21 protein-coding genes are annotated in these 21,830 nt (G+C 74.5%); 12 read left to right on the top strand and 9 right to left on the bottom strand.

What is annotated here, in order from left to right; genetic code table 11:
* Positions 1-37: 37 nt before the first annotated feature.
* Positions 38-1,435, top strand: a complete 1,398-nt coding sequence (gene eccD / locus GA0070611_RS25260; RefSeq protein WP_091669328.1) for a type VII secretion integral membrane protein EccD — start codon at positions 38-40, stop codon at positions 1,433-1,435.
* Here eccD and GA0070611_RS25255 read toward each other — a convergent pair.
* Positions 1,419-2,591, bottom strand: a complete 1,173-nt coding sequence (locus tag GA0070611_RS25255; RefSeq protein WP_091669325.1) for a type VII secretion protein EccE — start codon at positions 2,589-2,591, stop codon at positions 1,419-1,421. The genes eccD and GA0070611_RS25255 overlap by 17 nt on opposite strands.
* Positions 2,592-2,753: 162 nt before the next feature.
* Between GA0070611_RS25255 and eccB the strand changes: the two genes are divergently transcribed.
* From eccB to GA0070611_RS25225, 6 genes are all read left to right on the top strand, one after another.
* Entirely contained in the window at positions 2,754-4,214 is a 1,461-nt protein-coding gene (gene eccB, locus GA0070611_RS25250; protein WP_091669322.1) for a type VII secretion protein EccB, read from the top strand.
* Positions 4,215-4,361: 147 nt separating this feature from the next.
* A complete protein-coding gene (locus GA0070611_RS25245; RefSeq protein ID WP_231921214.1) occupies positions 4,362-4,703 on the top strand; it encodes a hypothetical protein in 342 nt (113 codons plus the stop codon).
* Positions 4,696-5,970: a WXG100 family type VII secretion target gene (locus tag GA0070611_RS25240; protein ID WP_091669316.1), complete on the top strand. Its 1,275-nt coding sequence runs from the start codon at positions 4,696-4,698 to the stop codon at positions 5,968-5,970. The genes GA0070611_RS25245 and GA0070611_RS25240 overlap by 8 nt, the downstream gene beginning before the upstream one ends.
* A 103-nt stretch (positions 5,971-6,073) precedes the next feature.
* A complete protein-coding gene (locus tag GA0070611_RS25235) occupies positions 6,074-6,598 on the top strand; it encodes a PadR family transcriptional regulator (RefSeq protein ID WP_091669313.1) in 525 nt (174 codons plus the stop codon).
* On the top strand, positions 6,595-7,278 hold the full coding sequence (locus GA0070611_RS25230; RefSeq protein ID WP_091669311.1) for an ABC transporter ATP-binding protein: 684 nt from the start codon (positions 6,595-6,597) through the stop codon (positions 7,276-7,278). The genes GA0070611_RS25235 and GA0070611_RS25230 overlap by 4 nt, the downstream gene beginning before the upstream one ends.
* Complete coding sequence (locus GA0070611_RS25225; protein WP_197675793.1) at positions 7,275-9,587, top strand: FtsX-like permease family protein; 2,313 nt, start codon at positions 7,275-7,277, stop codon at positions 9,585-9,587. The genes GA0070611_RS25230 and GA0070611_RS25225 overlap by 4 nt, the downstream gene beginning before the upstream one ends.
* A 51-nt stretch (positions 9,588-9,638) precedes the next feature.
* Here GA0070611_RS25225 and GA0070611_RS25220 read toward each other — a convergent pair whose 3' ends face one another.
* Positions 9,639-10,241, bottom strand: a complete 603-nt coding sequence (locus tag GA0070611_RS25220; RefSeq protein WP_091669308.1) for a lipocalin family protein — start codon at positions 10,239-10,241, stop codon at positions 9,639-9,641.
* Between the two features lie 247 nt (positions 10,242-10,488).
* On the opposite strand from GA0070611_RS25220, the gene GA0070611_RS25215 reads away from it, so the two are divergent.
* The 5 genes from GA0070611_RS25215 to GA0070611_RS25195 all read left to right on the top strand — a co-directional run bounded on the left by GA0070611_RS25215 (position 10,489) and on the right by GA0070611_RS25195 (position 13,855).
* Entirely contained in the window at positions 10,489-10,929 is a 441-nt protein-coding gene (locus tag GA0070611_RS25215) for a hypothetical protein (RefSeq protein WP_091669305.1), read from the top strand.
* Between the two features lie 140 nt (positions 10,930-11,069).
* Positions 11,070-11,882, top strand: coding sequence for a hypothetical protein (locus tag GA0070611_RS25210; protein ID WP_091673414.1), 813 nt, complete (start codon positions 11,070-11,072; stop codon positions 11,880-11,882).
* A 41-nt stretch (positions 11,883-11,923) separates the two neighbouring features.
* Positions 11,924-12,265: a YkvA family protein gene (locus GA0070611_RS25205; protein ID WP_091669300.1), complete on the top strand. Its 342-nt coding sequence runs from the start codon at positions 11,924-11,926 to the stop codon at positions 12,263-12,265.
* Positions 12,266-12,314: 49 nt separating this feature from the next.
* Positions 12,315-12,734: a pyridoxamine 5'-phosphate oxidase family protein gene (locus tag GA0070611_RS25200; protein ID WP_091669296.1), complete on the top strand. Its 420-nt coding sequence runs from the start codon at positions 12,315-12,317 to the stop codon at positions 12,732-12,734.
* Between the two features lie 467 nt (positions 12,735-13,201).
* A complete protein-coding gene (locus GA0070611_RS25195) occupies positions 13,202-13,855 on the top strand; it encodes a C39 family peptidase (protein WP_091669293.1) in 654 nt (217 codons plus the stop codon).
* 54 nt (positions 13,856-13,909) lie between these two features.
* Here the strand turns inward: GA0070611_RS25195 and GA0070611_RS25190 are convergent, their stop codons facing one another.
* The 7 genes from GA0070611_RS25190 to GA0070611_RS25160 all read right to left on the bottom strand — a co-directional run bounded on the left by GA0070611_RS25190 (position 13,910) and on the right by GA0070611_RS25160 (position 21,759).
* Positions 13,910-15,079 (bottom strand): M20 family metallopeptidase, encoded by a 1,170-nt coding sequence (locus GA0070611_RS25190; protein WP_091669290.1) that lies wholly within the window; start codon positions 15,077-15,079, stop codon positions 13,910-13,912.
* Complete coding sequence (locus GA0070611_RS25185) at positions 15,079-15,840, bottom strand: amino acid ABC transporter ATP-binding protein (protein WP_269456324.1); 762 nt, start codon at positions 15,838-15,840, stop codon at positions 15,079-15,081. The genes GA0070611_RS25190 and GA0070611_RS25185 overlap by 1 nt, the downstream gene beginning before the upstream one ends.
* Complete coding sequence (locus GA0070611_RS25180) at positions 15,837-16,700, bottom strand: amino acid ABC transporter permease (RefSeq protein WP_091669285.1); 864 nt, start codon at positions 16,698-16,700, stop codon at positions 15,837-15,839. Before GA0070611_RS25180 ends, GA0070611_RS25185 begins: the two co-directional genes overlap by 4 nt.
* A 118-nt stretch (positions 16,701-16,818) precedes the next feature.
* The gene (locus GA0070611_RS25175; protein WP_091669280.1) at positions 16,819-17,769 is read right to left on the bottom strand and encodes a transporter substrate-binding domain-containing protein; all 951 of its coding nucleotides are present in this window, start codon (positions 17,767-17,769) and stop codon (positions 16,819-16,821) included.
* A 95-nt stretch (positions 17,770-17,864) separates the two neighbouring features.
* Complete coding sequence (locus tag GA0070611_RS25170) at positions 17,865-18,746, bottom strand: MurR/RpiR family transcriptional regulator (RefSeq protein ID WP_197675792.1); 882 nt, start codon at positions 18,744-18,746, stop codon at positions 17,865-17,867.
* Between the two features lie 120 nt (positions 18,747-18,866).
* On the bottom strand, positions 18,867-20,297 hold the full coding sequence (locus GA0070611_RS25165; protein ID WP_091669277.1) for a hypothetical protein: 1,431 nt from the start codon (positions 20,295-20,297) through the stop codon (positions 18,867-18,869).
* Between the two features lie 199 nt (positions 20,298-20,496).
* Positions 20,497-21,759 carry an alkaline phosphatase gene (locus tag GA0070611_RS25160; RefSeq protein WP_091669272.1) on the bottom strand — a complete coding sequence of 421 codons (1,263 nt, stop codon included), beginning with the start codon at positions 21,757-21,759 and terminating at the stop codon, positions 20,497-20,499.
* Positions 21,760-21,830 lie beyond the last annotated feature (71 nt).

Raw genomic sequence — 21,830 nt, 5'->3', positions numbered from 1 at the left:
GCCGAGGTGGATCGTAGGCGAGCACGAGGAGGCCACAGTGGCGACGAAGACGGCGACCGGCGGACTGAGCCGGATCACCATCGTGGCGCCCCGGACCAGGATGGATCTGGCGCTGCCGTCGGACGTACCGCTGGCCGATCTGCTGCCCACCCTGCTGCGCTACGCCGGCGAGGACCTCGCCGACGAGGGCGTACGCCACGGCGGGTGGAGCCTGGCCCGGCTCGGCGGCCCGCCGCTGGACGGTGGCCGCACGGCCGCGCAGCTCGGCGTCCGCGACGGCGAGGTGCTCTACTTCAACCCCCGCGCCGCCGCCGCACCCGAGATCGTCTTCGACGACGTGGTGGACGCGGTGGCCACCGCCACCAACCAGCGTCCCGGCACCTGGCAGGTCGGCACCACCCGGTCGTTCGCGGTGCTCTTCGCCGGGGCGGCCCTGGCGGCCGGCGCGGTGGCGGCGCTCTTCACCGGCCCGCCGCAGCTGCCCGGCGCGCTGGCCGCGCTGGTGGTGGCGCTCGCGCTGCTGGTCGGCGCGGCGGTGGTGTCCCGGGCGGCGGGCGACAGCCGGACCGGTGCCGTGCTCGCGGTGGCCGGGCTGGGCTACGCGGCCGTCGGTGGCCTGCTGGTCCTCGCCGGGGACCGGAAGCTGGCCGACCTGGCCAGCCCGCACGTGCTGATGGCCGCGACCGCGGTGGTGCTCTTCGGCGCGGTCGCCGCGCTGGCCGTCGGCGACCGGCTGCCGCTCTTCCTCGGCGCGGTCGCGGTCGGCGTCGCCGTCGGCATCGGGGCGGTGCTCTGCCTCGCCTTCGGCACCGGCCCGGCCGCCGCGGCGGCGGTGGTCGCGACGGTCGCGTTCGCCGCCCTGCCGGCGCTGCCGATGATCGCCTACCGGCTGGCCCGGCTGCCGGTGCCGTCGATCCCGACCGGCCCGGACGACCTGAAGAGCGACACCGAGGCGGTGGACGGGCCGCAGGTACTGCGCAACAGCGAGCGGGCCGACTCGTTCCTGACCGGTCTGCTGTGGACCGTCGCGCTGCTGGTCCTCGGCGGCGAGCTGGTGCTGGCCGTCGACGGCCGGCTGCCGTCGGTGCTGCTCTGCCTGGTCCTGGCCCTGCTCTCGCTGCTGCGGGCCCGCCCCTTCATCGGCCGGGCCCAGCGCACCCCGGTGCTGCTCGCCGGCACCGTCGGGCTCGGGTTGGCCGCCGCGGCGACCTTCGGCGCCGGGTCGTTCCCGGTCCGGCTCGGCCTCGTCCTGGGCGGCCTCCTGGTCGCCGCCGTGATCAGCCTGATCTACGGGCTGAGCGTGGCGGGCAAGCGGATCTCGCCGGTCTGGGGACGCACCCTGGACATCGTCGAGATCCTGCTGATCGTCGCCCTGGTGCCGTTGGCCGTCTGGGTCTGCGGCCTCTACGGCTGGATCGTCAACCTTCGACCGTGACCGTGCCCATCGCGGTGGCCACCGGCGCGGTGGCGTAGACGCCCGGCCCGTGCTGCCCGTCGAGCGGGCGGGCCGGCACACCGCACCGCTTGGCCACGTCCCGGACGACCTTCACCAGCGCGGCGGCGTGGCCGTCCATCGCCGCGACGCGCAGCAGCGGGGGCACCCGGCGACCACCGGGCAGCACCAGGGCCGCGACCGTGTGCGACGGCGCGGAGGTGGCCGTCACCGCGTCGATCAGGCCGCCCAGCGATCCGTTCGGGCGCAGCCGCAGGGCCAGGCACCGCTGCGTCCAGCCGCCCCCGCTGAGGCTGGTCCAGTTCTCCACCGGGGACTGCGGGGCCAGGTCGAGCCCGGCCGCGGAGACCACCGCCGCGTGCAGCTCGGCCCGGTCGAGGACCCGGTGGCCCAGCCCGGCCGCGTTCAGCGCCTTGCCGAGCCGGCCCATGCCGGCGGCGACGGTACGGTGCACGCCGCGCAGCCCGCCGCCCCGGGTCACCGCCTCGTCCCGGGCGTCCGACACGGAGAGCCGCAGCGCCACCCAGACGGTCCGGTGCGCGGCCGGCGGTGCGCCGGGCGCCGGGTACCAGACCAGGGTGTGCGACACCACCTGGGTCTGGGTGACCGGCCCGGCGAAGTCGGCCAGCACCGCGAGCGCCCGGTCCACCACCGCCGCCTCGATCGAGCCGACGGGGGTGCCCGGCCGGCCGGTCAGCGCCATCGCGGCGAACCAGCCGCGCTCGTCCTGCCCGACGCCCATCCGGGTGCCGCGCTCGGTCAGCTCGACGACGGTCAGCTCCGGGGCGAGCGCGCCCAGCCGCGGGTCACCGGCCGGCGCCGCGCCCCGGGACCGGTCCCGGCGGCGGCGCAGCCGGCGGCGCAGCGTCAGGTCCTCGTACCACCACCGGCCGCCGCGCCGGGCGAACGCGGCGACCACCGCGAGCAGCGCCAGCACCCCGACGACCGGCAGCAGCCAGACCGGTCCGCCGGTGGCGAACCACACGCCGAGCGCGGCGCACTCCAGCACCACCAGCTGACCGACCACGACCGGGCCGAGCCGGCCCCGCCGCCGGCGGTCGGCCGGGGTGACCGGACGGTCGTCCGGGGTGACCGGGGCGGTGGCCGGACGGCCGGGTGGGGCCTGGACCTGCGTCATCGCTGAGCGTCCCTTCTGGACTTCCTGGGCATCCGCCGGTGCGGTACGGGCCCGGGGGCGGGCGGGGTCCCGGTGAACCCCCGACGGCCCCTTATCGTAGGGAAGCCCGCGGCGGAGTTCGGACCTGATCGCCGTGGGATCCACCCCTGCCGGAGGTTAGTCATGCGGACCCGCCGCGATCAGGTGCAGGCGTACCGCTTCGTCACCCGCCGCATCGTCTCCGCGCTGCTCTCCGGCGATCCGGAGACCAGCGACCTGCCGATGCGCCGGCTCGGCATGGCGGTGTTCGGCAGCGTCATCGCGGCCGCCGTGGTGCTCGGCGGGGTGGGCGCGTACGGGCAGTTCACCGGGAACGCGGCGCCGCTGGAGGCGAACACGCTGGTGATCGAGCGGGAGACCGGCGCGACGTACGTCTTCGCCGAGGGCAAGCTGCACCCGACGCTGAACTACGCGTCGGCCCGGCTCGCCCTGGACACGGCCGATCCCGAGGAACGCACCATGTCGCGGGCCTCCCTGAAGGACCGCCCGCGCGGCACGGCCGTCGGCATCGTGGGCGCGCCGGACGACCTGCCGGATCCGGACGCCCTGGTGCGGTTCCCCTGGTCGGTGTGCGACGTGCCGGATCCGGCCGACCCGCAGCGGTCCACCACCCGGCTGGTGCTCGACACCCCGCTGCCGGGTGGCACCCCGCTCAGTGACCGTGCGGTGCTGGTCCGGGTGAACGGCACCCGGTACCTGCTCACCGCCGGGCGGCAGCTGCGGGTGGCCGGTGACGAGCAGGCCCTGGTCGCGTTGAAGATGGCCGGCGCACCCACCGCCACGGTGGGCCAGCAGCTGCTCAACGCGGTGCCGGTCGGGCCGGAGCTGCGCAAGCCGAGCATCGAGGGGTACGGCGGCTCCAGCGGCGTGTCGGTGGGCGACCGGCCGGCCCGGATCGGCCAGGTCTTCCGCGCCGCCGACCAGTACTACGTGCTCACCCGGCGCGGGTTGGCGCCGGTCAAGGAGATGACCGCGCTGCTGCTGCTCGGCGACGGCGGGCAGATCACCGACATCACCCCGGACCAGGCCGGCCAGCTCCTGACCGACCAGCGGCTGGACGCCGACGGCCTGCCGCAGCGGCTGCCCGCGCTGCACGAGGTGCGGGCCGGGCGGTCGGTGCTCTGCGTCACGTACCGGTCGGCCGGGGCGGACCAGCCGCCGACCACGACGCTGGAGGTCTTCGACCAGCCGCCGGCCGAGCTGACCGGGACCCGGGGGGTCGCCGCGCGGCAGGGCGGCCGGGACGCGGTGGCGACCGCGGAGAGCGTGCTGCTGCCGGGCGGCAAGGGCGTGCTGGCCCAGGCCGGGGCCGGGGAGAGCGGCAGGGCGGCGGCCGGGTCGACGGTCTACCTGATCACGCCGCAGGGGGTCCGCTACCCGCTCGGGCCCAACGCCCAGATCGCACTCGGCTACGGCGGGGTGACGCCGCTCGCGGTACCGGCGTCGCTGCTGGCCCTGGTGCCGACCGGCCCGACCCTGGTCAAGGACGACGCGATGGCCCAGTTCGACCCGGGTGCCCGGGCGGGTGGCGCCGGGCCGTCCGCGCCCGCACCGGCCGGCAGTGCCGCCGCGCAGGGCGGATGAGGCGGCACACGCTCCGATGTGGAGGGCGATCGGGAACGGGTCGCCCCGGTTGGCACCGGTCGACTAACCTGAGCGTGGCCAACGGTTCTCGACGATGACTACGGGGATGCAGCCATGAGCGGGCGGACGACAGTAGACGTACTGTCCTTGGAGGACTTTCACCAGCGGCTCGAGCAGCGGCTGAGCGAGGCCGAGTCGGTGTTGCGCAAGCTCAACACCGAGATGCAGTGCCGGCCACCGGCGCTCGGCACGTTCACCGACGCGGTGGACAACTCGCAGCGCTACTCCAAGGTGTACGCGGGCTACGTCGCACACGCCGAGCGGTTGCACCGGGCCATCGTCGCCACCCGGGAGGCGACCAAGACGATCATGACCAACTACCGGACCGCGGAGGCGCGCAACGCCGCCGCCGCGGCCGACATCCTCGCCGCCCTCGCCGGGGTCGACGAGGTGCTGAAGCCGGTGAAGGGTGGGGATCCCCGTGTCTGAGTACACCCAGCGCTACGAGCACGTCAGCCACAAGGAGCTCTACCAGGGCGTGACCTCCGGTGACCCGAAGCAGATCGAGACCCTGAGCAGCCAGTGGAGCTCGCTGAAGGACACCGTCGAGGGCCTCGGCCGGGACCTGTCGGCCGATCTGGAGGCGCTCAACAGGACCTGGACGGGCGACGCCGCGCTGAAGTTCCAGGAGCGGGTGGACCTGGTCGTCGGTTACTCCGGCAGCATCGCCGAGGGCATGGCCGGCATGCGGCAGGCGCTGGACATGATGGCCACCGAGCTGCGCGACGCCAAGGCCAAGGCGGAGAGCCCGGAGGAGACCGACGACAACGACAAGCTGATCGGCGGCGCGGTCAAGGGCTTCGTGATGGGCGGTGGCGTCGGCGCGGTCATCGGCGGCTTCGTCGGTCACTCGCAGGACGAGGCCGAGCAGGAGAAGGCCCACCAGCGGATGGTCCAGGTGGTGGCCAAGCTCGCCGAGGGCTACGACTTCTCCGCGTACGACCGGATCGTCGTGCCCCAGAAGCCGGACGACCGGACGCCCGGCCACACCGCCTCGGACCTGACCCGGCTGAGCAGCGGTCCGTCGGTGGGCACGCCCAGCGGCGGGCCGAGTTCCGGCACGTTCGGGGCCAACCCGGGTGCCACCGCGACCACCTCCGGCGGGCACCACACCGCGCCGACCAGCGGCACGGTGGGCACCTCGCACTCCGGCACCGGCGGTCCGGGCACGGTCGGGTCCGTCGGCACGGTCGGCACCACCGGCCTGGTCGGCGGTGTCGGCGCCGACGACCCCAGCGGCACCTCGCTGGCCGGGGCCGCCGTCCCGCTCGCCCCCACCGGTCCGACCGTCGGCCTCGGCGGCACCAGCGTCGCGGCCGCGTCCCCGACCCTGCCGGGCGGCGGCGGCAACTCCTTCTTCGGCGTCCCCGGCGTCGGCACCGGCTCGCTGGCGGGTTCCACCGGATCGTCGGCGGGCGCCGGCCGGCTGGGCGGCGGGCTGGAGAACCGGTCGGCGGCCGGCGCCGGCCGGCTCGCGGGCGGCAAGGGCGTCGTGGCCGACGGCGAGAGCCGGTCCAACGGTGGCCGGGGCGCCACCGGCAACCGGCCCGCGATGGCGGGGCGCAACGGCGTGCTGGGCCGCAACGGCCAGCACGGCGACGACGAGTCGGACGAGCACCTCACCTGGCTGACCGAGGACGAGATGGTCTGGGGCGACGGCCGATCGGCCGCGCCGCCGGTGCTCGGCACCGACTGACCGGCACCGACGAACGACGGGCGCGGCACCCCCTTCCCGGGGTGCCGCGCCCTTTCGGATCCGGTATACCTACGACGTATACCTAGTGTGTATAGTCGCGTCCATGTCGATCGGTCACACCTTCCTCGGGTTGCTGGAGTCCAGCCCCCGGCACGGATACGACCTCAAGCGGGCGTACGACGAGCGGTTCGGGCACGCCCGACCACTCGCCTTCGGCCAGGTCTACTCGACCCTCTCCCGGCTGCTGCGCAACGGCCTGGTGACGGTGGACTCGGTCGAGCCCGGCGAGGGCCCCGAACGCAAGCGGTACGCGGTCACCGACGCCGGGGTCACCGACGTCCGGCAGTGGCTCTCCCAACCCGAGAAGCCCGAGCCGTACCTGCAGAGCGTGCTCTACACCAAGGTGGTGCTCGCCCTGCTCACCGGCCGCTCCGCCGGTGAACTGCTGGACACCCAGCGCGCCGAGCACCTGCGGCTGATGCGCGAGCTGACCCGCCGCAAGAGCCACGGCGACCTCGCCGATCAGCTCATCTGCGACCACGCGCTGTTCCACCTCGAAGCCGACCTGCGCTGGCTGGAGCTGACCGCCGCCCGTCTCGACGAGCTCGCCCTGCAGGTGCGCGGATGAGCGCCGAACCGCTGCTCGTCGGCGAGGACCTGCACCGCTCCTTCGGCCCCACCCCGGCCCTCGCCGGCGCCTCGGTGTCCGTACGGGCCGGGGAGGTGCTCGCGGTGATGGGACCGTCCGGCTCCGGCAAGTCCACCCTGCTGCACTGCCTCGCCGGCATCGTGACCCCGGACCGGGGCCGGGTCCGCTACCGGGGCACCGACCTGACGACCCTCCCCGACGCCGGGCGCAGCGCGCTGCGCCGTCGCGAGTTCGGCTTCGTCTTCCAGTTCGGGCAGCTCGTGCCGGAGCTGACCTGCCAGGAGAACGTGGCGCTACCGCTGCGCCTGGAACGGGTGCCCCGCCGCGAGGCGGAACGGCGGGCCACCGAGTGGCTGGAGCGGCTGGAGGTGACCGACGTCGCCGGCAAGCGCCCCGGCGAGATCTCCGGCGGCCAGGGGCAGCGGGTGGCGGTGGCCCGCGCGCTGGTCACCGGCCCTCGGGTCATCTTCGCCGACGAGCCCACCGGGGCACTGGACTCACTCAACGGTGAGCGGGTGATGCGACTGCTCGCCGGGGCGGCCCGGGAGACCGGCGCCGCCGTCGTGCTGGTCACCCACGAGGCGCGGGTGGCCGCGTACTCCGACCGGGAAGTGGTGGTCCGGGACGGTCGGGCCCGCAGCCTGGAGCAGGTCGCGTGACCGCGACGGAGCGGCGCCGGCCCGGCGGCCGGCTGCGGGCCACGGCGGGCGACCTGGCGATGGGCGCCCGGATGGCGGTCACCGGCGGGCGGGCCGGCTGGACCCGGACCCTGCTCACCGCGCTGGGCGTCGGGGTCGGCGTGGCGATGCTGCTGCTGGCGGCGGCCGTGCCCGGCGCGGTCGACGCCCGCGCCGAGCGCACCGCGGCCCGGGCCGACCTGGGGGTGCGCCCGGACCTGGCGACGGCCGGGAACACCGTGCTGGTCGTCCCGGTGGACACGGTCTTCCGGGACCGTCCGGTCCGCGGCCGGATCCTGCACCCGGAGGGCCCGGACGCGCCGGTGCCGCCGGGGCTGACCGCGCTGCCCCGCCCGGGTGAGGTGGTGGTCTCGCCGGCGCTGCGCGAGCTGCTGGAGTCGCCGGACGGGAAGCTGTTCGCGCCCCGCCTGGACGGGGCCCGGGTCACCGGAACGATCGGCCGCGAGGGCCTGGCCGGCCCGCACGAGCTGGCGTTCTACCTCGGTCGCGCCGCCGCCGACGAGGACGCGACCCGGCTCGACCGCTTCGGCGGGGGCGGCCCGGGCGAGGAGTTCGGGCCGATGCTCTGGCTGCTCGTGGTGGTGGTCTTCGTGGTGCTGCTGCTGCCGATCGTGGTGTTCCTGGCGGCCGCGGTCCGGTTCGGCGGGGAACAACGCGACCGCCGGCTGGCGGCGCTGCGGCTGCTCGGCGCCGACGCCGGCATGGTCCGCCGGATCGCCGCCGCCGAGGCCGGTGCCGCCGCGCTGCTCGGGCTCGCCGTCGGCGGGGCGCTCTTCCTCGCCGGCCGACAACTGGCCACGGTGATCTCGCTGTACGACATCAGCGTCTATCCGGACGACCTGCGGCCGGTGCCGTGGCTGGTCGCGGTGGTGGCGCTGGCCGTACCGCTCCTCGCCGCCGGGACGGCGCTGCTGGCCCTGCGGCAGGTCCTGGTCACGCCGCTGGGCGTCAGCCGACGGGCCACCCCGGCCCGCCGCCGGCTCTGGTGGCGGCTGGTGCTGCCCGCCGCCGGGGTGGCCCTGCTGCTGCCGGTCGGCGACGTCCGGACCGCCCGCTCGGCCGGCACCGACGCACGGGTGGTGGCGGGCGCGGTGCTGCTGCTGATCGGTACGGTCACCGTCCTGCCCTGGTTGGTCGACCTGCTGGCACGTCCGCTGCGCGGCGGACCGCCGGCCTGGCAGCTCGCGGTCCGCCGGTTGCAACTGGACAGTGCCGCCCCGGCCCGGCTGGTCGGCGGCGTGGCGGTGGCCGTGGCCGGCACCATCGGACTGCAGATGCTGGTGGCCGGGGTGCAGGACGAGTTCCGCCGGCCCAGCGGGCAGGACCCGAGCCGGGCACAGGTGCTGGTCGCGCTGCACGACCCGGCGCAGCCCCGGCAGGTGCTCGACCGGCTGGCCGCGGTGCCGGGTGTGACCCGCAGCGTCGGCACGCTGTCGTTCGCGGCCTTCCCGACGTCGCCGCGCCCGGCCGGCGGGGACGGGTCCGGCGCCGACGTGCGGGTCGGTGACTGCGCCGCCCTCGCCGAGTACGCCCGGCTGGGCGACTGCGCCGACGGCGACGTCTTCCTGACCTGGCGGGACGCCCCGCCCGCCGGGGTGACACCGGGATCCGCGGTCACCTTCGACAACGGCGCGACGCCGTGGCGGGTGCCGGCCCGGGCCCGGACCGTGCCCGGGCGGGACGACCCGATGGGCGGGCGGCACAACGGCCTGTTGATCACTCCCGCCGCCCTGGGCGAGTTGACCCCGCAGCAGGCCGGCGCGACCGCGCTGCTCCGCCTCGACCCGGGCGACCGGGACGCGGTGGAGCGGGTCCGCAACGCCGTCGGTCCGACCGGCGCGGTCCTCACCCTCGACGCCACCACCGAGAGCCGGCCGTTCGCCAACGTCCGCCGAGGCCTGCTCGCCGGCGCGGTGGTCACCCTGGTGCTGATCGGGGTGAGCATGCTGGTCGGGGTCCTGGAGCAGCTCCGGGAGCGCCGCCGGCTGCTCGCCACCCTGGTCGCCGTCGGGACGCCCCGCAGCACCCTCGGCTGGTCGGTGCTGGGGCAGACCGGGGTGCCGGTGCTGGCCGGCCTGCTCCTCGCCGCCGGCGTCGGGCTGGCCCTGGGGGCGGTCCTGCTCCGCCTGGTCGGCGCGCCGGTGGTGGTGAACTGGCCGGTGGTCGGGCTGGGGGTCGGGCTGGGCGCCGGGGTGGTGCTGCTGGTGACCGGGGCCAGCCTGCCGGTGCTGTGGCGGCTGACCCGGCCGGACGGGCTGCGGGCCGAGTGAGCCGACGGCCCACCCGGTGCCTCGGGGGCACCGGGTGGGCCGTCGGGCCGGTCAGCAGAACGCGCCGGCGCGGGCACCGCCGTCCTGGCGGGTGGTGCGGAAGTCGCAGAGGTCGTACCCGTTGGCGGTGAGGACCGCCTTGGCGGCGGCGAGCTGCCCCGCGTCCAGGGCCGGCTCCCGGGACAGCACGAAGCCGCTGCTGCGGTCGGGGTCACCGACGACGGCCCAGCGGTACTCCGGGTCCAGCCCGATGATCACGTAGTTCGGGCCGTTCAGGTAGATCCACCGGTCACCGAGCCGCAGGAAGGACACCGTGAGCGCCGAGTTCGCCGGCGGGTTCTCGCTGCGGGCCCGGCCGGTGACCGTGCTGGTGCTGCCCACGATGGTCCGGCAGGTGTTGCGGACCCCGATGGTGCCGTCGGTCTGGACGTCGTACCGGGCCTTGACGTTCTTCCAGCACTGGATCTCGAAGAGCTGCGGAATCGCGGCCACCTGGTACCAGTCGCCGGCGTACCGCTGCACGTCCACGGCGTCGACCGGGCGCAGCGGGCCGGTGTCGACGGTGCCGGTCGCCGCGTACGCGGGGGTGGCGGTCAGCGCGGTGGCGGCGGTGAGGGCGGCGACGACGGCCGCCGCGCGGCGCGGTGCTCCCATGAGGTTCTCCCTGCCTGCTCGGGGTACGGCGGGGACGATCGACGGTCCCCGTCCGGCTCGATGGTGCCCGACGCGACCGGTCGGATAACTGTGGACAATCTCATCACTGTCGATGCATCCGGCGGTCGTCCGGCGGTCGTATCCCGCCGTGGGACCGCTCCGTCCACAGGGGTGTCGTGGGGCGGGTCACGTCGCCCGCGAGGATTGCCGGGGTGCATGAGCCGGTCCTGACCGATAGGTTGAAGCGGTGCAGTCCGTAGCGTTCGCCACCCCGGTCCGGGCGGCCACGCTGCGCACCCTGCGCCGGCTCACCCGGATGGCGGCGACCGCCCTGGTGCTGGTCGTCGGGCTCAACGGCCTGGCCGCGCCGGCCCCCGTCGACCCGCTCCGCCCAGCGGCGACGAGCCGCCCGGCGCTGGACCTGCGGGCCGCCGCGACGACGGCCGACCGACCGGCCGCCCCGGCCGGCGTCGGCGTCACCGCCATCACCTGGTCCACCACGGCCGCCTCGGCCGCCGACTTCCCCACCCGCGCCCCGCGCGCGGCGTCGGGCGGTCCGGCCACCGGCGTACCGTCGCGGTCCGCCGCCCCCGACGTGGCGTCGGCGCCGGTGGACACCGCCCCGGCCACGCCGGCCGGCGATCCCGGTCGGGCCTCCGTCGCCCGGCGCGGCCCGCCGAGCGCCTGACCGCGCCGGCCGCGCCCGCGGCCCTCGGCATGCTCCCGCCGCTTTCCGGGTACGGCTCCGCGCCGTACCGGCGGCGCTCCTCCGCCCCGCCCCGGGGCCCCAGACCGCGACCTTCCGACCGCCCCCACGAGGTGCTGGTGATGCAGACCGTCTTCTCCACCGTCCTGCCCGACGTCCCCCAGGCCGCCGTCATCTGGCTGGCCCTGCTCGCCGTGGCGGCGATCGTGGTCGCCGCCCTGATCGTCCTGCCGGACCGGTTCCGGGCGGTGTTCGGCGACCGGATCAGCGAGGCCGCCCGGCCGAGCAGCCTGGAGCTGGCCGAGGAGGCCCGCGAGCGGGCCCGGTACGCCCGGGAGCTGGAGGTGGCCGCGGCCCGCGCGACGGCCACCGCCGAGCGGCGGCGGACCGAGTGGCTGGCCGCCCAGGAGGAGGTCGAGGAGGCGTGGCAGGCGTACGAGGCGGCGGAGGAGCAGGTCCGTCGGCTGGCCGCCGCCGCCGCGCTGCCGCTGCCGCGGACCGCCCGGACCCCCGCCGAGTACGCCGACCGGGAGCGCTGGCTGCACCGGGCGGCGCTGGACGCGCAGTGGCGCAAGGACATCACCGTCGAGCAGCTCAGCGACATCCTCGGTCACCAGGGCTGGGATCCGCGCCGGCACCCGGTGGAGCAGGAACTGCTGCTGCGCCGGCTGATCCGGGACAACGTGCGCGCCCGGCAGGACGCCGCCCGCACCCGGGAGCAGGCCGCCTGGCGGGCCGCCGAGCTGGCCGCCGCCGCCGCGCGGAGCCTGCGCGACGAGGCGTACGCCGCGACCCGCCCCGCCCCGGAGCAGCAGTCGGCGCTCTCCATCGTGGAACTGACCGGGCCGGAGACCACCCGTGAGCTGCCGGCCACCGTCCGCGGCACGGAGACCGTGCCGGTGGCCCGGGGCCGGGCCGCCGTGCCGGCGTACTGAGTCGCCGGGCGGGAGTGGCCCGGCTGGGCTAGCGTGACCTCGTGTCCCGCGAGACCTGGATCCTTGTCGTGCTCGGTGGCGTCCTCGCGCTGGCGACGCTGGTCGGCGCGGTGTGGCTCGCCGTCCGGGTGTTCCGCACCTACCGCCTGCTCGGCGCGTTGGGAGCGGGCGGCAAGTTCGCCTTCTACGGCGCGCTGATCTACACGATCCTCCCGGTCGACCTGCTCCCCGACCCGATCTACCTGGACGACATGGGCGTGCTCGCCGGCACGCTGTTCTACCTGGGCCGGCTGGTCGCCAAGCACCGCGCCGCGCAGCAGGCGGCCGCCGATCGGGCGGAGTTCCCGTCGCCGCCGGAGCTGCCCCGCCGTCCCGTGTCATGATCTCCATTCGGGTCGACGTCGGCCCGGACCGACGGACCGAGGACGGCAGATGGCGGGCAATCACCGGCTGGACCCCCACGACCAGCGGGTGGTCCGGTTCTTCCGCGAGCGGCACCTGGCCACGCTGACCACCCTGCGCGCGGACGGCACCCCGCACGTGGTCCCGGTGGGGGTCACCTTCGACCCGGACGCCGGCCTGGCCCGGGTGATCACCTCGGCCGGCTCGGCCAAGGCCCGGCACGTGGCGGCGGCCGGCCCGGCCGGTGTCCCGGCGGCGGCCTGCCACGTGGACGGCCGCTGGTGGCTGACCGTGGAGGGCCGGGCGGTGCTGCGCCGCGACCCGGAAGCGGTGGCGGAGGCCGAGCGGCGCTACGCCGAGCGCTACCGCCAGCCGCGCCCCAACCCGGAGCGGGTGGTCATCGAGATCGCCGTCACCCGCCTGCTGGGCAGTCTCCCGCCCGTCGAGTGAGCGCACGCCCGCACGCTGCGGCATGAGACCACGTTCCGGTCGCTGCAAAGTTGACGGCGTAAACGATTCACGGCTGCGGGGCCCGCGAACCTCCGCTGAACCGTTTGGGTCATCAAGCTTGTAGCGGCCGATTGCCCACCGCCGGGGCCGCCTCCGGCCGAGCCGGTGCCGGCCGGTCCGAGCCAGCGCCAGCGCCAGCGCCAGCGCCAGCGCCAGCGAGACTGCCCGGCCGCCGCACTCGAACGCCACGCCTCTACGGCCCGCTTCCGCACGTCAGGGCGCTGGTGGGCTCAGTGTCCGGTTCGGGGGTGGCCGACGCCACGCGGCGGAATCGGGGCCGCCGGGCGGTCGTTGCACCCCCGTGAGCGAGCGGGCCGCCCCGGCCCGCGCCCCCGAGAGCACAGCCGAGCGCCACTCCCGGTGCTGCGTCCCGCGACGGGACGACAACCCCCGAATGGAGCTTCGACATGAACTCGATCTTCCGTAGCAGCCTGCTGTCCGCCGCCGGTCTGGTCATGTCCGGTGGGATCGTCGCCGGCCCGGCCGTGGCCGCGTACGCCGCCCCGGCCCACGCCGCGCCGGTCACCGCCGACAAGGCGGACAAGACCGGCAAGGGCAAGGGTGAGCGCCGCGCCGGCTACGAGTACGAGGCGCAGCCGAACTTCTACTACTGCGGCCCGGCCTCGACCCGGATCGCCCTGTCGGCGGAGGGCAAGGAGGTCAGCCAGGACGAGCTGGCCCGCAAGTTGGGCACCACCGAGAACGGCACCGACTCGGCGATCGACATCACCCGGGTGCTCAACGAGTACACCGGCGGCAAGTACCGGACCACCGAGATCCGCGACGACGTCGCCACCCGGGAGCAGGTGGAGCGGCTGCGGGCGGACGTGAAGGCCGCCGTGGACGCGGACCGCCCGGTCGTCGCCAACATCCTCGGTGGGGCGAAGGACGTCGACGGCGTCGAGCACAGCTACCCCGGTCACTACCTGACCGTGGTGGAGTACAAGGACGACGGCAACACGGTGCTGATCGCCGACCCGGCCAGCCCGAACGAGCCGGAGTACTGGATGGACGTGACCGAGCTGGCCAACTGGATCGCGGGCCGCGGTTACAGCTCCTGACCGACGCGCGAGAGGGCCGGTCTCCCGGGACGGGAGGCCGGCCCTCCGGCGTGTTCAGGGCAGGTCGGCGTGGGTCACCTCGTCGATCAGGCCGGCCAGCAGCGCCACCCGGGGCACCACCGAGTCCAGGTCCAGCCACTCGCCCGGGCTGTGGTCCGCACCGCCCACCGGGCCCAGCCCGTCCAGCACCGCCGCGCCCGCCTCGGCCAGCAGGTTCGCGTCGGCACAGCCGCCGGTCGCGGTGTGCGCCACCGGTACGCCGATGCCGGCGCCCACCTTCGCCGCCAGCTCGGCGAGGCGCCGCCCGGTCGGTCCCGGCTCCCACGGCGGGGTGGGCGCGTGCACGGCCAGCTCGGCGCGGACCCCGGAGACGGCCGGCTGGGCGACCAGCCGGCGGATCTCGGCCAGCGCCGCCTCGTACTCGCCGACCCGCCAGGCGCGCAGGTCGACCAGCATCCGCGCCCGGTCTGCCACCACGTTGGGTCGGCCGCCGGCCTCCAGCACGCCGACGTTGACCGTGACCCCCGGCCAGCGGCCGTTGAGCTGGTCGAAGGCGACGGTCAGCCGGGCGGCGGCGAGCAGCGCGTTCGCCCCGCGTTCCGGCTCGATGCCGGCGTGCGCGGCCCGGCCCCGCAGGGTCACCTCCAGGTCGGCCACGCCCTTGCGCGCCGACACCAGGTCGCCGTTGTCGCGGGCGCACTCCAGGCAGAGCGCCACGTCGGCCTCGGCCCCGAGGGTACGCAGCAGCGGGCGGCTGCCGGGTGAACCGATCTCCTCGTCCGGCGTGCAGACCAGCACCAGTTCGCCGTACCCGTGCCGGTCGAGTGCGGTGAGCACCTCGACGGCGGCGAGTCCGGCGAGCACTCCGCCCTTGTCGTCGCTGACCCCCGGCCCGTACGCCCGGCCGTCCTGCACGCGGAACGGCCGGGTGGCGGCCGTGCCGGGCGGGAACACGGTGTCGAGGTGCCCGGCGAGCAGGATCCGGCGGGTGCCGGTGCCCCGTCGTCGGGCGACCAGCACGTCGCCGAGCGGTCGGCCGGCCGGGTCGGCGACGGGTTCCCGCTCGACCGCCATCCCGGCGGCGAGGCACCACGCCTGCACCAGGTCGCCGGCGGCCCGCAGCCCCTCGACGTGCCGGGAGCCGGAGTCCACCGCGACCAGTTGGGCGAGCCGCTCGTGGTACGCGGCCAGCCGGTCGCCGGCCGCCGCGAGCAACTGCCCCATCAGAGGACCTTGTCCAGGAAGGCGCGGGTGCGGTCGTGCCGGGGGCGGCCGAGCACCTCGTCGGGCGGCCCGGCCTCGACCACCACCCCGCCGTCGAGGAAGGCGACCTGGTCGGCGACCTCGCGGGCGAAGCCCATCTCGTGGGTCACCACCACCATGGTCATCCCGTCGGCGGCGAGCCCCTTCATCACGTCGAGCACCTCGCCGACCAGTTCCGGGTCGAGCGCCGAGGTGGGCTCGTCGAAGAGCATCAGCTTGGGGCGCATGGCCAGCGCCCGGGCGATGGCGACCCGCTGCTGCTGGCCGCCGGAGAGCTGGCTCGGGTAGTGGCCGGCCTTCTCCGCCAGGCCGACCCGGTCGAGCAGTCGCTGGGCCTGCTCGCGGGCCTTCTCGCGTGGGGTGCCGAGGACCCGGACCGGGGCCTCGACGATGTTGCCGAGCGCGGTCAGGTGCGGGAAGAGGTTGAACCGCTGGAACACCATGCCGATGTCCCGGCGGCGGACGGCCACCTCGCGCGCCTTCAGTTCGTGCAGCTTGTCGCCGTGGCGGCGGTAGCCGACGAGTTCGCCGTCGACCCAGAGCTGGCCGCCGTCGATCCGCTCCAGGTGGTTGACGCAGCGCAGGAAGGTGGACTTGCCGGAGCCGGAGGGCCCGAGCAGGCAGGCCACCTCGCCGGGGGCCACGCTGAAGTCGATGCCCTTGAGCACCTCGATCGGGCCGAACCGCTTGGTCACGCCCTCGGCGCGCACCATCGGAGTCATCGCACGCCTCCCCGGGTGAAACCGCGCCCGAACCGGCGCTCGATCAGCCACTGGCCCACCGACAGGAGGCTGACCAGCGCGAGGTACCAGATCGCCGCCACCACCAGCAGCGGGATCACCTTGTAGTTGTTCTGGTAGACGGTCTGCACCGCGGTCATCAGGTCGCGCCCGGCGATGATGGACACCAGCGCGGTGGACTTCAGCATGGTGATCGTCTCGTTGCCCATCGGCGGGATGATCACCCGCATCGCCTGGGGCAGCACCACCCGGCGCAGGGTCAACGTCGGGCCCATGCCGAGCGCCGCGGCGGCCTCGGTCTGCCCGCCGTCCACGGCGAGGATGCCGCCCCGGATCACCTCGGCGGCGTACGCCATCTCGTTGAGCGAGAGGGCCAGTACGGCGGCCACGGTGCCGGTGACCACCACGCTGGTCGGCTTGTCGAAGAGGATGGTGCCGGTGAACGGCACGGTCAGCGTGAGCCGGGGGAAGAGCGCCCCGAGGAAGCCGAAGAAGATGATCTGGACCAGCAGCGGGGTGCCCCGGAAGATCCAGATGAAGGCCCAGGAGACGCCGCGCAGCACCGGGTTGTCGGACAGCCGCATCACCGCGAGCAGGATGCCGCCGGCCGTGCCGAGCAGCATGGCCAGCAGGGTGAGCCAGAGCGTGGTGACCACGCCGTCGAGGACGTAGTCCTTGAACAGGTAGTGGGCGATCGTGGCGGGTTCCAGGTTGGGGCTGGTGAACAGCGCCCGGAGGAACAGGGCGGCCAGCCCGACCACGACCAGCGCGGTCAGCCAGCGCCCGTAGTGCCGGACGGGGACGACCCGTACGGCCGGGGTGTCGGGGGTGGTGGTGCTCATGTGGCGTGCCTCCTGCGGAGGGGGCGGAAGAAGGGTCAGCGGTCGCCGGGCGCCTCTCCGGGCCCGCCCTCACGGATGTGGAGGGCGCCCGGCGACCGCGGTCCAGGGTGGGCCGGGGTCAGTCGATGGCCTGGTCGATGGTGGCCTGCTTGATCGCGATCGGGGTCTGCTTCCACTGGCCGAGGATCTTGGCGTACGTGCCGTCGTCGATCAGGGACTGCACCGCGCCCCGGTACGCCTCGGCCAGCTCCTTGTTGGCCTTGAGGAAGCCGAAGCCGTTCGGGCTGGCCAGCCAGCCGTTCGGGGCGGAGGCGTCGTCGACCAGCTCGGCCTTGCCGGTGAGCGAGCCGGCGGTGTCCACCAGGTTGACCTTGGTGGCGGCGACCACGTCGACGTTGCCGGCGATCAGCGCCTGCACGGCCTGCGGGTTCTCCGGGTACTCCTTGACCTCGATCGCCTTGCCGGCGCAGCTGTCCTTGGAGTACGTGGCCAGGTTCTTCGCCTGGTTGCTCGCCTTCTGCACGGCGACCTTGCGGCCGCAGAGGTCGGCCACGGTCTTCACGCCCAGCGGGTTGCCGGTCTTGACCAGGAAGCCGGTGCCGGAGGCGGAGTAGTCGACGAAGGTGGCGACCTGCTGGCGCTCCTTCTTGTCGGTGATGCCGCCGGCGATGGCGTCGTACTTGGCGGCCTGGAGGCCGGGGACCAGGCCGTCGAAGGGCTGCTGGGTGAAGGTGGCCTTCAGCCCGAGCCGGGCCGAGGCGGCCTGGAACAGGTCGTAGTCGAGGCCCTTGAACTCGTCGTTCTTGCCCTCGACCTTGAAGTCGATGAAGGGCTGGTAGGGCGCGTTGGTGGCGACGGTGAGGGTGCCCCGGCCACGGACGTCGGCGGGGACCTTCTTGGCCAGGTTGTTGTCGGTGGTGACCGCGCCGACCCCGTCGATGGTGACGGAGACCGGCTTGATGTCGGCGCCGCCGCTGGAGGACGGGGAGTCGGTGGAGCTGCCGCAGGCGGCGGTGGCGGCGAGCAACGCCGAGGCCGCGCCGAGGAGGGCGAACTGTCGGATGCGCATGGGGAGTCCTTCCGGGGGCCAGAACGAACCAGCCCCCGGACTGTAACTCACGTTACTATTTCGGTGGGGTTACAGTTTTCTGTAACGCGCGGCGATCACCTGCCGAACGCTTGCTGCGCCGCCTCCATCGCCTTGAGCCGGGCACCCGCCACCGGGCCGAGCCGGTCGATCAACCCCGCCACCACCGTCTCGACCAGGGCCAACGCCGGCACGAAGCTGTCGTACGGCGAGGGTGAGTCGACCCGGCCGGGGAGCACCACCTCGGCCAGGCCGGCCACCGGGGAGAGCCACCGGTCGGTGAAGAGCACCACCTTGGCCCCCCGCGAGGTGACCTCCCGGGCCAGCGCCAGCGTCGGCTCCTCGTACCGGCGGAAGTCGAAGAGGGTGACCAGGTCCCGCTTGCCCACGTCGACCAGCATGTCGGTGCGCTCCACCGGGCTGACCGGCAGCAGCCGGCTGTTGCCGCGTACCTGCATCAGGTGCAGCACCAGGTAGTGGGCGAGCAGGCCGGAGAACCGGCCACCGGCCGCGGTGACCCGCAGCTGCTGGTCGGCGAAGAGGCGTACGGCGGCGTCCAGCTCGCCCTGCGGCAGCTCGGCGAGGGTGCCGGCGACCGCCTCGGGCAGGGTGTGCGCGGCCCGGGACAGCGCCCCCTCGGGCGGGGCCCCGCTGCGCTCGCTGGCCCGGTACGCGGTCAGCGGCGAGGTCTCCCGCTCGGCCAGTTCGTCGCGCAGCGCCCGCTGGAACTCGGGATAGCCGCCGAAGCCGAGCCGGGACAGGAAGCGGAGCACGGTCGGGGCGCTCACCTCGGCCCGCTCGGCGAGGGCGGCGACGGTGCCCAGGCCGGCGGCCGGATAGGAGGCGAGCAGGGCGCGGGCCACCCGGCGCTCCGCCGGGCTGCACTCGCCGAGCCGCTGGCGGATCAGGGCCGCGACGCCCACGGCCGGCGACTCGTCGACGAGATCGGGGTTCGACACGGGGCGAGCGTAACGGCCCGCCCTCGCGGGCCGGTGCACCCCGAGCGCGCGCAGGGGTGAGCCCGTGGGAGGGACGGTTGGGGGCCGTTCCTCCCACGGGCTCCTCGGGGGGTGCCGGAATCAGGACTTGCTGACCGTGCAGGTGTAGTCGGCGGTGCCGGAGCCCGCGTACGCCTCCAGGTCGAGGTAGTACGTGGCCGAGCCGGACGCGGTCCGGGTCAGCGTGACCGATTCGTCCGCGCCCGCGCCGCTGTTCACCGAGCGGGTCAGCGTGCTGCCGGTCGAGCTGAGCAGGTACAGGTCGGCGTCGTACGCGGTCGGGATCGCGCAGTTCGCGGTCAGCGTCTGGCCGCTGTTCAGGGTGAGCGCGAAGTAGTCCCGGTCGGTACTGGCCTTCATGTCCCCGGTCACCGTGGCCGGGTAGGTCAGCCCGGTGATGTCGTTGGCGGCGGTACGGCTGTCGTTCGGCTCCACCTCGGCGTAGCTGGACCCACCGCTGGGCGGCGGCGGGGTGGTCGAGCAGTCGGTCACCGGGGTGCCGCTGTAGAGGCTGCTGTCCGGCACGCCGGCCCGCACGCTCTTCAGGTAGTAGCCGCAGGTGGGCCGGTTGGCGAAGTCGTAGGTGCCGCCGTTGCCGAGCTTCCAGATCTTGAAGTTGGTGTAGGTGAGCGGCTGCCCGGAGACGGCCACCTCGGGCTGGTGGTCGCCGAGCACCACGTACGCGCTGGGCCCGCTGAGGGTGGCCAGCCCGGACCGGTCGATGTAGAGCGACGCGCCCTCCTCGACCCCGACGCCCCACGCCTTGCCGCCGGTGGCCAGGCCGTCCTTGACCGCCCGGGCCACGAAGGCCATGGTCCGCCCCATCCGGTCCCGGGTGACGAAGTGCGAGTCGTTGATGGTGTTGGCGTAGTTGGGCCAGCGGAACATGCCGGTGGTGAAGGTCAGCGACCGGTCGTACGGGTTCGCCAGCGCGGTCGCCGAGGTGGCGCTCGCGGTGCAGGCGTCGTACACGATGTCGCTGTTGACGTGGTGGCCGGCGCTGCCGCCGCCGACGCCACCGCCCTTGGCCACCACGGACTCCACCGACGCCTCCAGCGCGGTGCCCTTCCAGGCCACGTAGTTGCACTGGTTGCCACCGGCGAAGTAGACGAACTCGGCGTTGCGGATGTCGGTGTTCGCCTGGCTGTCGTTGCCGTCGCGGGCGGCGGTCAGGGTGAGCGTGGTGCAGGAGTTGACGCCGGTCAGGCCGGTGATCACGTCGCACTCCGGGGTGCCGGTGCCGGAGCCGGCGATCACCACCACGTCGATCGAGCCGGTGCCGCCGCGGATGGCGTCGATCGCCTTGGTCATGGTCGCGGTGACGATCCCGCCGGAGCCGTTCATCGTGTACGCCGGGCCGGACCAGGCGGCCCGGCTGACGTCGGCCGAGCTGCCCTGACGTACCCGGGTGACCTGGGCGTACGCGGCGGTCGCGCCGATCGGGGCAAGGGTGATCAGGGCTGCGGCACCGGCCACCAGGGACAGTCGGCGGGGGTTGCGGGCAAGGGACATGGGCACCTCCGGGGGGCCACGAAGCGATGAAACAGAAGTTACATCCATTAAGTTCACTGCTCAATACGTAACTTCTGTTACATCTTCGTGACGCCCCACCGACGCCCGCTGGCCTCCCTCGGCGACCTGCTCGCGCTACTGGGCTGAACGGCCGCGCCCTCCCACCCCTCGTGGGGGCGGGAGGGCGCGGCCGGCCGGATCAGCGGGTGAGGATCCGGGCGAGCACGTCGTGCACGTGGGTGTTCGGGTGCTTGCCGGTGAACTCCTCGGCCAGCGGGCCGTACGCGGTGACCGGCACGTCCACGCCGGTGTGCCCGCTGGTGGTCCAGTCCAGGTTGAAGGTGAGGGCGCTGCCCTTGACCGGGAACGGGCCGTCCTCGGCCGAGATGCCGTCACCGGACTCGTCGGCGGTGCCGGTGTCCTCGACGGTGAGGCCGCCGCACTCGTGGTCGCCGGTCACCACGACCAGGGTGTCCGGGTGGGTGGCGGCGAAGTTGCGGGCCACCGCGACGGCCTTCTCCAGCTCGCCGAGGGCCTGGAGCATCCGGGTCCCGTTGTTCTCGTGGGCGAACTCGTCGATGCCCTCCTCCTCGACGAAGAGGAAGAAGCCCTTCTTGTTGCGCGACAGGGTGTCGAGCGCCTTCGAGGTCATCGTGGCCAGGCTGGCCGGCGGGTCGTAGCGGTCACCCTCGCCCTCGCGGCGCTGCTGGAACAGCTCCTCGTTGGCGAACAGGCCGAGCAGCTTGCCGGGTCGGGCCGTCCGGAGCTGATCGGCGGTCGAGACGTACTGGTAACCCTTGGCCCTCGCCTCGGTGACCAGGTCGCCCTTGGTGCCCTTGCTGGCCTCGGACGGGTCCTCGGCCGGCTTGTCCGGGTACGCGCCCGGGCTGCCGGCGGGCAGCCACCAGTCCTCGCCGCCACCGAGGATGACGTCCGGCCGGGTGACCTCCAGGTACTGCCGGGCGATCTCGTCCTGGGCCGAGCGGTTGGCGGTGTTCGCGAAGAACGCCGCCGGGCTGGCGTCGGTGACCTGCGCGGTGGTCACCAGGCCGGTCGCCTTGCCGGCGGCCTTGGCCTGTGCGCCCAGGATCGGCAGCGGGTTGCCGTCCACGTCGACGCCGATCGCGCCGTTGTAGGTCTTCTCGCCGGTGGACCAGGCGGTCGCGGCGGCGGCCGAGTCGGTGATCGGCGACTTCGGGTCGTGCGGGCTGGTGGTGAGCTGGCCGGAATAGGGCAGCTTGTCCATGGTGAGCTGGCCGTCGAAGCCGGCGAGGTAGAGGCGGGCGGCCTCGCGCTGGGCGGCCGACATGCCGTCGCCGTTGATGAAGATGACGTTGCGGGCGCGGCCCTTGCCGTTGGCCGCGTCGGCGGCGGTCACCGGGTTGACCAGGCTGAGCCCGGCGGCGGCGAGCGCGCCGGCCACCACGGGGGCGAGCAGCCAGCGGCTGGAACGGAAATTCACGAAGTCCTCCAGGCGGGTGGGACGCTTGCGCCACCACGCAACCGCAGCCACCGGCCCGGGGCGTGACACCG

The organism is Micromonospora auratinigra (assembly GCF_900089595.1).
GTDB classification, from domain to species: domain Bacteria; phylum Actinomycetota; class Actinomycetes; order Mycobacteriales; family Micromonosporaceae; genus Micromonospora; species Micromonospora auratinigra.
This window is presented reverse-complemented; position numbering and strand designations above follow the sequence as displayed.

What these genes read in the sequence shown, in the direction of transcription:
- GA0070611_RS25255 (WP_091669325.1), bottom strand. Translation starts at nt 2,591, where the DNA reads ATGACGCAGGTCCAGGCCCCACCCGGCCGTCCGGCCACCGCCCCGGTC.
- eccB (WP_091669322.1), top strand. Translation starts at nt 2,754, where the DNA reads ATGCGGACCCGCCGCGATCAGGTGCAGGCGTACCGCTTCGTCACCCGC.
- GA0070611_RS25235 (WP_091669313.1), top strand. Translation starts at nt 6,074, where the DNA reads ATGTCGATCGGTCACACCTTCCTCGGGTTGCTGGAGTCCAGCCCCCGG.
- GA0070611_RS25230 (WP_091669311.1), top strand. Translation starts at nt 6,595, where the DNA reads ATGAGCGCCGAACCGCTGCTCGTCGGCGAGGACCTGCACCGCTCCTTC.
- GA0070611_RS25220 (WP_091669308.1), bottom strand. Translation starts at nt 10,241, where the DNA reads ATGGGAGCACCGCGCCGCGCGGCGGCCGTCGTCGCCGCCCTCACCGCC.
- GA0070611_RS25210 (WP_091673414.1), top strand. Translation starts at nt 11,070, where the DNA reads ATGCAGACCGTCTTCTCCACCGTCCTGCCCGACGTCCCCCAGGCCGCC.
- GA0070611_RS25200 (WP_091669296.1), top strand. Translation starts at nt 12,315, where the DNA reads ATGGCGGGCAATCACCGGCTGGACCCCCACGACCAGCGGGTGGTCCGG.
- GA0070611_RS25195 (WP_091669293.1), top strand. Translation starts at nt 13,202, where the DNA reads ATGAACTCGATCTTCCGTAGCAGCCTGCTGTCCGCCGCCGGTCTGGTC.
- GA0070611_RS25190 (WP_091669290.1), bottom strand. Translation starts at nt 15,079, where the DNA reads ATGGGGCAGTTGCTCGCGGCGGCCGGCGACCGGCTGGCCGCGTACCAC.
- GA0070611_RS25185 (WP_269456324.1), bottom strand. Translation starts at nt 15,840, where the DNA reads ATGACTCCGATGGTGCGCGCCGAGGGCGTGACCAAGCGGTTCGGCCCG.
- GA0070611_RS25180 (WP_091669285.1), bottom strand. Translation starts at nt 16,700, where the DNA reads ATGAGCACCACCACCCCCGACACCCCGGCCGTACGGGTCGTCCCCGTC.
- GA0070611_RS25175 (WP_091669280.1), bottom strand. Translation starts at nt 17,769, where the DNA reads ATGCGCATCCGACAGTTCGCCCTCCTCGGCGCGGCCTCGGCGTTGCTC.
- GA0070611_RS25165 (WP_091669277.1), bottom strand. Translation starts at nt 20,297, where the DNA reads ATGTCCCTTGCCCGCAACCCCCGCCGACTGTCCCTGGTGGCCGGTGCC.